General features: G+C 72.3%; 4 protein-coding genes and 2 pseudogenes. 4 read left to right on the top strand and 2 right to left on the bottom strand.

What is annotated here, in order from left to right; genetic code table 11:
* Positions 1–1,543 (top strand): annotated as a pseudogene (locus tag JNW87_RS29205) (sulfatase-like hydrolase/transferase); the annotation flags it as partial.
* A 218-nt stretch (positions 1,544–1,761) separates the two neighbouring features.
* Positions 1,762–3,045: a citrate synthase gene (locus tag JNW87_RS29200; RefSeq protein ID WP_109804334.1), complete on the top strand. Its 1,284-nt coding sequence runs from the start codon at positions 1,762–1,764 to the stop codon at positions 3,043–3,045.
* A 96-nt stretch (positions 3,046–3,141) separates the two neighbouring features.
* On the opposite strand, the gene JNW87_RS29195 is transcribed toward JNW87_RS29200, so the two are convergent.
* The gene (locus tag JNW87_RS29195; RefSeq protein WP_109804335.1) at positions 3,142–3,336 is read right to left on the bottom strand and encodes a DNA-binding protein; all 195 of its coding nucleotides are present in this window, start codon (positions 3,334–3,336) and stop codon (positions 3,142–3,144) included.
* Between the two features lie 355 nt (positions 3,337–3,691).
* A pseudogene (locus tag JNW87_RS29190) lies at positions 3,692–5,097 on the bottom strand (glycosyltransferase family 4 protein).
* A gap of 317 nt (positions 5,098–5,414) precedes the next feature.
* On the opposite strand from JNW87_RS29190, the gene glgX reads away from it, so the two are divergent.
* A complete protein-coding gene (gene glgX / locus JNW87_RS29185) occupies positions 5,415–7,532 on the top strand; it encodes a glycogen debranching protein GlgX (protein WP_109802489.1) in 2,118 nt (705 codons plus the stop codon).
* A 1-nt stretch (position 7,533) separates the two neighbouring features.
* Positions 7,534–9,673 (top strand): malto-oligosyltrehalose synthase (gene treY / locus JNW87_RS29180; protein WP_238454757.1); only part of this gene is annotated, 2,140 nt, incomplete at its 3' end.

Raw genomic sequence — 9,673 nt, 5'->3', positions numbered from 1 at the left:
CTCTTCGCCTCGCCGGCCTCGGCCGTCGGTGCTGCCCCGGTCGCACGCCGGCGCCGCCGGGGTGGCCGGCCCGGGCGCCCACCCGCCGGTGGTCATGATCGTCCTGGACGAGCTGCCGCTGGTCTCGCTGCTCGGCCCGGACGGCAGGATCGACGCCACCCGCTACCCGCACTTCGCCGAGCTGGCCCAGGGTTCCACCTGGTACCGCAACGCCACCGGGGTCAGCGGCTGGACGCCGTACGCGCTGCCGGCCATGCTCACCGGCCGCTACCCGGCCGAGCCGTACGCCCCGCACTACGCGCAGTACCCGGACAACCTCTTCACCGCCCTCGGCGGCCTGTACGAGATCAAGGCCGAGGAGAGCATCACCCGGCTCTGCCCGCCCAGCCGCTGCGAGCAGCCGGCCAGCCCCGAGCAGGGGCTCGGCGTGCTGGTCCGGGAGAGCGGCAAGCTGCTGCGCCAGGTCACCGCCCCGGTGGACAGCCGGATCGACCCGGAGAACTCCTACCGCGAGCTGACCCGGGCCGAGGCGGGCCTGGACGCCGCCGAGCCGGTGCCCGCCGACCCGAAGTTCCGCTGGGACACCCTCGACGACAACCAGCCCGCCCGCTTCACCAGCTTCCTGGCCGGGCTGCGCCCGTCGTCCCGGCCCGCCCTGCACTTCCTGCACCTGCTAATGCCGCACTCGCCGTGGGTGTACCTGCCGTCCGGGGCGCACTACGCCGCGCCGGAGGATCTGCCCAGCGACGGCGCCGGCTGGGTGGACCTGGCCCGGCAGCGGCACCTCGCCCAGCTCGGCTACACCGACCGGCTGATCGGCGAGACGCTGCGCACGCTGCGCGCCAGCGGCCTCTATGACAAGGCCCTCGTCCTGGTCACCGCCGACCACGGGGTGAGCTTCCGCAAGGACTGGCAGGGCCGGGGGATGGACGCGATCAACCACGCGGCCGACCAGGTGGCCTGGGTGCCGATGTTCGTCAAGGAGCCCGGCCAGCGCGCCGCCCGGGTGGACGACCGCAACTGGGAGCACGTCGACCTGTTGCCCACCATCGCCGATCACGCCCACATCCGGATCCCGTGGCGGATGGACGGCCGGTCCGCCCGGCAGGCCCCGCGCGAGCGCGCCGACAAGCGCTTCTACGACCGCCCGGGCCAGCCGGTGACGATCACCGGCGGGGTGCCGTCGCCGCCGGCCACGCCGATCCCGAATCCGCTGGTGGGCACCCGGGTGGGGGAGCGGGCGGCCGGCGGTACGGCGAAGGTGGCGAACCTCGCCGCGTTCCGCGCCGTCAACCCGGCCCACGGCGAGCTGCCGGCCCTGGTCTGGGGGACCGTGCCGGCCGCGGTGCCGGACGGGACGATGCTGGCGGTGGCGGTCAACGGCACGGTCGGCGCCGTCGTCCCGGTCGTGCCGCCCGACCAGGGTGGCCGGCGCTTCGCGGCGCTGCTGCCCGACGACCGGCTCTTCACCGCCGGCGCCAACCGCCTCGACGTCTACCGGGTGGGCGCCGACGGCGCGTTGCGCCGGCTCGCCCTCTCCTGAGGCCGGCTTCCCGCCCCCGCCGCACCGTCCTCGCCACCGGCGCGCCCCGTCCCTGCCGCCCTGCCCTGGATCATGCACAGGGTTTCCGAGCCGGCAAGTCGGGAATCGGGTGACGCATACCTCACCGCGGAACCACGACGAGCGGTGCCCCCGATACCGCGATTACGGTAAAAGCGAAGGCAACTCAACGAAGATCTTGCCGGCGAAGCGAGGAACACATGACGGAAGTCAAGCTCGACCACCCCGGTGGGCAGCTGTCGATGCCGGTCCAGTCCGCGGTCGAGGGCCCCGCCGGCATCGGGGTGAGCCACCTGCTCAAGGAAACCGGGATGACCACGTACGACCCCGGTTTCGTCAACACCGCGTCCTGCTCGTCCGCGATCACCTACATCGACGGTGATGCGGGCATCCTGCGATACCGCGGGTACCCGATCGAGCAGCTGGCCGCGAAGTCCTCCTTCCTGGAGGTCTCCTACCTGCTGATCTACGGCGAGTTGCCGACCCAGCAGCAGCTGACCGAGTTCAGCGAGCGGATCCGGCGGCACTCGCTGCTGCACGAAGAGATGCGCCGCTTCTTCGACGGCTTCCCGCGCGACGCCCACCCGATGGCCGTGCTGTCGTCGGCGGTCAGCGCCATCTCCACCTTCTACCAGGACAGCCTGGACCCGTTCGACTCCGAGCACGTGGAGATGTCCACGGTGCGGCTGATGGCGAAGGTTCCCACCATCGCGTCGTACGCCTACAAGAAGTCGATCGGGCAGCCGCTGCTGTACCCGGACAACTCGCTGGGCTACGTGGAGAACTTCCTCCGGATGACCTTCGGCGTCCCGGCGGAGCCGTACGAGGTCGACCCGGTGATGGCCCGCGTGCTGGACATGCTGTTCATCCTGCACGCCGACCACGAGCAGAACTGCTCCACCTCGACCGTGCGGTTGGTCGGTTCCAGCAACGCCAACCTCTTCGCCTCGGTCTCGGCCGGCGTGAACGCCCTCTTCGGCCCGCTGCACGGCGGCGCCAACCAGGCCGTGCTGGAGATGCTCCAGAAGATCAAGGCCGACGGCGGCGACGTCCGCTCCTTCGTGCGGAAGGTGAAGGACAAGCAGGACGGCGTGAAGCTGATGGGCTTCGGCCACCGGGTCTACAAGAACTACGACCCGCGCGCCGCCATCGTGAAGAAGGCCGCGCAGGACGTGCTGGGCCGGATGGCCAAGCCGGACCCGCTGCTGGACATCGCGATGGAGCTGGAGGAGATCGCCCTGGCGGACGACTTCTTCGTCTCCCGCCGGCTCTACCCGAACGTGGACTTCTACACCGGCCTGATCTACAAGGCCATGGGCTTCCCCACGAAGATGTTCACGGTGCTCTTCGCCCTCGGCCGGCTGCCCGGCTGGATCGCCCAGTGGCGCGAGATGATCAACGACCCGGAGACCAAGATCGGTCGCCCGCGCCAGATCTACACCGGCTACCCGGAGCGCGACTACCCCCCGGCCGCGGATCGCTGACCCCGCCCCAGCCGCAACAAAAGGCCGCCGACCCCACGAGGGGTCGGCGGCCTTTTTCGCGTACGCGCCAGCCGTCAGGGCAAGGGCTCACCGTCCCTAGTCCATCTCGGGACGCTTCTCGGTGATCCACTTCTCCACGTCCTCGGCGAGCCAGACGTTGCCCATTTCGAGCTTGGCGACAGGCTCCGGGAAGTCTCGACGGTTGGTGATCTGGTACACCCGCTGGCGCGACACACCGCCCAGGAGTACGCGGATCTCTGCCGACCCGACCAGCCGCAGCTTCTTGGTCATGCCTCGGACGCTAGGTGTCCGACAACTAGTCACGTATCAGCTTCACGGACGCCTAGTGCGCACACGCTCTAGTCGTATACCCTGAACGCATGACTAGCGCTTCGGTGCCAGAACCGCCATTCCTTGTCATGGCCGCCGGCTTCATGCTCGACTTCCATACCCGCCGGCGTTGTCCGCACTGCCGGCCTGACGGGGCCTGTCCTCGCGTCCAGCGCGCCAGGCGGCTGCTACGGGCCTGGCGCTTGACGACCGAGGCGCGGCGGAGGCAGCGACTCTTCCGCTGCCCTTGAGTTGCGAACGGAAGTGCCCTGGTCAGGCCAGGGCACTTCCGGTTCGCGTCGTCGTATGCGGTCCGTCAGCGCAGGCCGGCGGCGGCGAACAGGTTGCCCTCGGGCAGGGTGGGCAGCACCCGGCCGAGGCTCATCCGCTCCTCCGCGCGGCGGCGGTGAACGCGGGGTCGCCCGCGATCGCCGCGGCGTAGGTGGCGGCGGTGCGGGCGGCGATGGCGGACCACCCGTACTGCTCGTGGACCATGGTGCGGGCGCGGCGGGCCAGCGCGCGGGCGCGCTCCCGGTCCGACAGCAGGGCGTGCACCGCCTCGGTCAGCCCGTCCGGGTCCTGCGGGGCGAAGGTCATCCCGGTGACGCCGGGCTCGACGATCTCGGCCAGGCCGCCGGTGCGCGCCACCGCCAGCGGCGCGCCGGCCGCGGCGCCCTCCAGGGCCACCATGCCGAACGGCTCGTAGATGCTCGGCACCGCGAAGCAGTCCGAGGCGGCCATCACCGCGGGCAGGTCGGCCCCGCCGAGGAAGCCGGGCATGCTCACCGTGCCGTCCAGGCCGAGCCGGTGCACCTCGGCTTCGAGGGCCGGCTTGTACGGCCCGTCGCCGACGATCACCGCGCGCAGCCCGGGGTGCCGCTCGCGCAGCCGGGGCAGCCCGGCGAGCAGGTGCTGCACGCCCTTCTCGTAGACCAGCCGGCCGGCGAACGTGACCAGCGGCCCGTCTCCGGCGAACCGCGCGCGGGCGGCGGCGACCGCGGCGACCGGCACCCGCCAGCGCTGCGGCTCGACCCCGTTGGGCACCACGTCGACCCGCCCGGTCGGCACGCCGAAGAGTGCGGTCACCTCATCGCGCATGTAGCCGGAGCAGACGATGACCCGGCCGGACTCGGCGCTGAGCCACTGCTCGACGCCGTGGATGGTGCGGTTCATCTCCTCCGGCAGCCAGCCCTGGTGCCGGCCGGCCTCGGTGGCGTGGATGGTGCTCACCAGCGGCACGTCCAGGTGCTCGCGCAGGGTCATGGCGGTGTGCGCGACCAGCCAGTCGTGGGCGTGGATCACGTCGTAGCCGCCGGACTCGGCGGCGCGCAGCGCCGCCCGGGTCAGCGTGTGGTTGAACGCCATGGTCCAGGCCAGCAGGGAGCCGGTGGCGAGCGGGAAGGTGACCGGGTCCTCGGCCGCTCGGAGGATCCGGACGCCGTCGGCGTACTCCTCCAGCGGGGCGCCCTCGGCGTGCCGGGTGACCACGGTGACCTCGTGGCCGGCGGCGGCCAGGGCGACCGACAGCGCGTGCACGTGCCGGCCGAGCCCGCCCACCAGCACCGGCGGGTACTCCCAGGAGAGCATCAGGATGCGGCGGGTCCGCGGGGGCACGCCGGGGCCGGGGGTCTGCTGCGGGATCTGGGGCCGGGAGGTCAGGGTGGGCCGGTGCGTCCGGTCCGTGGCGGTGGCGGGCTGCTCGCCGACCCGCAGGGTGGTCACATCAATCTCCGTCCATGCACGAAGGGTCGCGCCGGCAACGGTGGCGGCGGAAAGAGGGGTGGGGGAGGCCGAGGGGCCGAGCGGACCCGCCCACGCGGACGCGTCCGCATCAAGCAAAGGGCATCGGGCGGTCCCGCGCATCTCGAAAAGGCCTATCGTGACCGAAGACACCCAAAGGTCCACCGAAGGTCACGTTGGTGGATATCGGGTGTGGTCCGAACGGGTGGGTTGGCCGCTCCGGCGACGGGGCATTAGCGGCGTGCGCACCGACGGTCCGCCCGTTCGGTGCGCTCATGATCAGGTGCCGAAGGAGCGACATGCAGGTCTGGCCGGGCGACAGCTATCCCCTGGGCGCCACCTACGACGGGATGGGCACGAACTTCGCGATCTTCTCCGAGGTGGCCGAGAAGGTCGAGCTCTGCCTGTTCGACGAGTGGGACACCGGCACCGAGCGCCGGGTCGAGCTGCGCGAGGTCGACGCCTACGTCTGGCACGCGTACATCCCGGGGATCGAGCCGGGCCAGCGCTACGGCTATCGGGTCCACGGCCCGTACGACCCGGCTGACGGGGTGCGCTGCAACCCGCACAAGCTGCTGCTCGACCCGTACGCCAAGGCGGTCGACGGGGAGGTCTCCTGGGGCCCGGCCGTCTACGACTACGTGCTCGGCGAGCCGGACCGGATGTCGGAGCTCGACTCGGCGCCGTTCATGCCGAAGTCCGTGGTGGTCAACCCGTACTTCGACTGGGGCAACGACAAGCCGCCGCGAACCCCGTACCACCACTCGGTGATCTACGAGGCGCACGTGCGCGGGCTGACCATGCGGCACCCGGACATCCCGGAGGAGCTGCGCGGCACGTACGCGGCGATCGCCTCACCGGTCATGATCGACTACTTCAAGCGGCTCGGGGCGACCGCGGTCGAGCTGATGCCGGTGCACGAGTTCGTGCACGACCACCGCCTGGCCGACCTGGGGCTGCGCAACTACTGGGGCTACAACACCATCGGCTTCTTCGCCCCGCACCAGGGCTATTCCGCCCTGGGCCGCCTCGGCCAGCAGGTGCAGGAGTTCCGCGGCATGGTCAAGGCGCTGCACGCCGCCGGCATCGAGGTGATCCTCGACGTGGTCTACAACCACACCGCGGAGGGCAACCACCTGGGCCCGACGCTGAGCTTCAAGGGCGTGGACACCGCCGGCTACTACCGGCTCAGTGAATCCGACCGGCGGTACTTCGTCGACTACACCGGCACCGGCAACAGCCTCAACGTGCGCAGCCCGCACTCGCTCCAGCTGATCATGGACTCGCTGCGCTACTGGGTGACCGAGATGCACGTCGACGGCTTCCGGTTCGACCTCGCCGCCACGCTGGCCCGCGAGTTCTACGAGGTGGACCGCCTCTCCACCTTCTTCGAGGTGGTGCAGCAGGACCCGGTCGTCAGCCAGGTCAAGCTGATCGCCGAGCCGTGGGACGTCGGGCCCGGCGGCTACCAGGTCGGCAACTTCCCGCCGCAGTGGACCGAGTGGAACGGCAAGTACCGGGACACCGTGCGGGACTTCTGGCGCGGCGAGCCGGCCATCCTCGCCGAGTTCGCCTCCCGCATCTCCGGCTCCGCCGACCTCTACCAGGACGACGGCCGCCGTCCCTTCCACAGCATCAACTTCGTCACCTGCCACGACGGCTTCACCCTCAACGACCTGGTGTCCTACAACGACAAGCACAACGAGGCCAACGGCGAGGAGAACCGGGACGGCGAGAGCCACAACCGGTCCTGGAACTGCGGGGTCGAGGGGGAGACCGACGACCCGGCGGTGCTGGCCCTGCGGGCCCGGCAGCGGCGCAACTTCCTGGCCACCCTGATGCTCTCCCAGGGCGTGCCGATGATCGGCCACGGCGACGAGCTGGGCCGCACCCAGCACGGCAACAACAACGCGTACTGCCAGGACAGCGAACTCGCCTGGGTCGACTGGCCGCGGGCCGACGAGGAGCTGCTCGGCTTCGTCCGGCGGCTCACCGACTTCCGCACCCGCCACCAGGTGTTCCGCCGGCGCCGGTTCTTCACCGGGCTGCCGGTGGGCGGCCGGGCCGCCGGATCGGGCCTGCCCGACCTGGCCTGGTACACCCCCGACGGCCGGGAGATGACCGGCGAGGACTGGGGCAACGACTTCGGCCGCTCGGTGGCCCTCTTCGTCAACGGCGACGGCATCCCGGAGCGCGGCCAGTACGGCCAGCGCCACCGGGACGACTCGTTCCTGCTGCTGTTCAACGCGCACGACGCGCCGCTGGACTTCACCCTGCCCGGGGAGGAGTTCGGGCAGCGGTGGGAGCTGGTGATCAGCACCGCGGAACCGGACCCGGAGAAGACCACCCTGGTGGAGGCGGGCGGCACGGTCTGCGGACCCGACCGCTCCCTGCTGGTCCTCGAGAGGACGGCCTGACATGTCCGACACCTCCCGACCTGACGTGACGGCGGCAGCGACGACGCGGGTCGGGTCGACCTACCGCGTCCAGATCCGGCCCGGCTTCGACCTCGGCACCACCGCCGGGCTCGTCGACTACCTCGCCGACCTCGGCGTCACCCACCTCTACAGCGCGCCGCTGCTCGCCGCCACCCCCGGCTCCGCGCACGGCTACGACGTGGTCGACCACCGGGCGGTCAACCCGGAACTCGGCGGCGAGGCCGGTCGCCAGCGGCTGGTCCGCGCGCTGCGCGCCGCCGGCCTCGGCCTGGTCGTGGACATCGTGCCGAACCACGCCGGGGTCGCCCAACCGGCGGCCAACCCGGCCTGGTGGGACGTGCTGCGCCGGGGCCGGGACTCGGCGTACGCCGACTGGTTCGACATCGACTGGGACCGCGGCCGGCTGCTGCTGCCGGTGCTCGCCGACAGCCCGGACGCCCTCGAGGACCTCAAGGTGGTCGAGGGGGAGCTGCGCTACCACGAGCACCGCTTCCCGATCGCCGACGGCACCGGCGCGGGCAGCCCCCGCGAGGTGCACGACCGGCAGCACTACGAGCTGATCTCCTGGCGGCGCGGCGACGCCGAGCTCACGTACCGCCGGTTCTTCGCCGTCTCCGACCTGGCCGGCCTGCGGGTGGAGGACCCGGCGGTCTTCGCCGCGACCCACGCGGAGATCCTGCGCTGGGCCGACGCCGGCGAGCTGGACGGCATCCGGGTCGACCACCCGGACGGGCTGCGCGACCCCGCCGGCTACCTGGCCCGGCTGCGCGCGGCCGCGCCGGCCGCGTGGCTGGTGGTGGAGAAGATCCTCGAGTACGGCGAGGAGCTGCCGGCCTGGCCGGTCGACGGCACCACCGGCTACGACGCCCTGGCGGCGGTCAGCGGGCTCTTCGTCGACCCGGACGCCGAGGGCGACTTCACCGCGCTCGACGCCCGGCTGACCGGCCACCACACCTCCTGGCAGGACCTGGCCCACGACACCAAGCTGGCGGCCGCCACCCGGCTGCTCGCCGCGGAGCTGAGCCGGCTCGCCGCGCTCGTCCCGGACCTCGACCAGCAGGACGCCCGGGCGGCGCTGGCCGAGCTGGCCGCCTGCTTCCCGGTCTACCGCGGCTACCCGCCCGAGGGTGCCCGACACCTGGCCGCCGCCCGGTCGGAGGCGGGCCGGCGCCGCCCCGACCTGACCGCCACCCTGGACGCGGTCACCGCCCGGCTGCGTGACCCCCGGCACGAGCTGGCCGCCCGTTTCCCGCAGCTCACCGGCGCGGCGATGGCCAAGGGCGTCGAGGACACCGCCTACTACCGGTGGAGCCGGTTCGTCGCGCTCAACGAGGTCGGCGGCAGCCCCGCGCACTTCGGCGTGCCGCCGGCCGAGTTCCACCGGTTCGCCGCCGCCCGGCAGGTGCGCTGGCCGGCCAGCATGACCACCCTCTCCACCCACGACACCAAGCGCGGCGAGGACGTCCGGGCCCGGCTCGCCGTCCTGTCCGAGCTGCCCGGCCGCTGGGCCGAGCAGGTGACGGACTGGATGTCCCGCGCGCCGCTGGCCGACCGCGCCTTCGCCCACCTGCTCTGGCAGACCGCCGTCGGGGCCTGGCCGATCGAGCGGGACCGGCTGCACGCGTACGTGGAGAAGGCCGCCCGGGAGGCCTCGCTCTGCACCAGCTGGGCCGACCCGGACCTGGCCTTCGAACGCCAGCTGCACGCCCTGGTCGACCGGATGTACGACGATCCGGGCCTGCACGCCGAGATCACCGCGTTCGCCGCCGGGATCACCCCCGCCGGCTGGTCCAACTCGCTCGCCCAGAAGCTGGTCCAGCTCGCCATGCCGGGTGTGCCGGACACCTACCAGGGCACCGAACTCTGGGAGAACTCGCTGGTCGACCCGGACAACCGCCGGCCGGTCGACTTCGCCGTACGACGGGACCTGCTGGCCCGGCTCGACGGCGGCTGGCGGCCCGAGGTGGCCGCCGACGGCGCGGCGAAGCTGCTGGTGGTCTCCCGGACGCTGCGGCTGCGCCGGGACCGCCCCGAGCTGTTCGCCGGCTACCGCCCGGTGCCGGCGCGCGGCCCGGCCGCGCGGCACGCGCTCGCCTTCGACCGGGGCGGCGCGATCGCGG

Origin of the sequence: Micromonospora sp. ATA51 (assembly GCF_016802855.1) — a bacterium.
GTDB classification, from domain to species: Bacteria; Actinomycetota; Actinomycetes; order Mycobacteriales; family Micromonosporaceae; genus Micromonospora; species Micromonospora sicca.
The sequence above is the reverse complement of the archived record's forward strand: the minus strand, read 5'-3'. Positions and strand labels throughout refer to the sequence as shown.

Coding starts and splice junctions, on each gene's coding strand:
- JNW87_RS29200 (WP_109804334.1), top strand. CDS start 1,762: ATGACGGAAGTCAAGCTCGACCACCCCGGTGGGCAGCTGTCGATGCCG.
- JNW87_RS29195 (WP_109804335.1), bottom strand. CDS start 3,336: ATGACCAAGAAGCTGCGGCTGGTCGGGTCGGCAGAGATCCGCGTACTC.
- glgX (WP_109802489.1), top strand. CDS start 5,415: ATGCAGGTCTGGCCGGGCGACAGCTATCCCCTGGGCGCCACCTACGAC.